The following is an 889-nucleotide window of genomic DNA, read 5'->3' as shown; positions in this document are numbered from 1 at the left end:
CAAAGCATTGGAACTAAGGCAACGCCTGCTGGGAGATGAGCATCCTCATGTCGCCGGCAGTTTCAACAACTTGGCTCTTCTCTACTATTACCAAGGACGGTACACTGAAGCTGAACCACTTTTCATCAAAGCATTGGAACTAAGGCAACGCCTGCTGGGAGATGAGCATCCTCATGTCGCCGGCAGTTTCAACAACTTGGCTCTTCTCTACTATTACCAAGGACGGTACACTGAAGCTGAACCACTTTTCATCAAAGCATTGGAACTAAGGCAACGCCTGCTGGGAGATGAGCATCCTCATGTCGCCACCAGTTTCAACAACTTGGCTTATCTCTACTATTCCCAAGGACGGTACACTAATGCAGAACTACTCTACATCAAAGCATTGGAACTAAGGCAACGCCTGCTGGGAGATGAGCATCCTCATGTCGCCACCAGTTTCAACAACTTGGCTTATCTCTACTCTGACCAAGGACGGTACACTGAAGCAGAACCACTCCTTATCAAAGCATTGGAACTCAGGCAACGCCTGCTGGGAGAAGAGCACCCCGATGTCGCCACTAGTTACAACAACTTGGCTTATCTCTACTATTCCCAAGGACGGTACACTGAAGCAGAACCACTCCTTATCAAAGCATTGGAACTCAGGCAACGCCTGCTGGGAGAAGAGCATCCCAATGTCGCCACTAGTTACAACAGCTTGGCATTACTCTACTCTGACCAAGGACGGTACACTGAAGCAGAACCACTCTACATCAAAGCATTGGAACTAACGCAACGCCTGCTCGGAGAAGAGCATCCCAATGTCGCCCAAAGTTACAACAACTTGGCATCACTCTACCGTTCCCAAGGACGGTACACTGAAGCAGAACCACTCTACATCAAAGCA

At 48.9% G+C, this 889-nt stretch carries 1 protein-coding gene; it reads left to right on the top strand.

The genetic code is table 11. From position 1 onward, the window contains the following. The coding region (locus ACM0OZ_RS49045; protein ID WP_414590194.1) for a tetratricopeptide repeat protein at positions 1-889 on the top strand (889 nt) is incomplete at both ends.

Origin of the sequence: Scytonema sp. PCC 10023, from assembly GCF_963920835.1 — a bacterium.
Lineage (GTDB): Bacteria > Cyanobacteriota > Cyanobacteriia > Cyanobacteriales > Nostocaceae > Kalymmatonema.
Note: the sequence above shows the minus strand (reverse complement) of the source record. Positions and strands in the feature narration are given on the sequence as shown.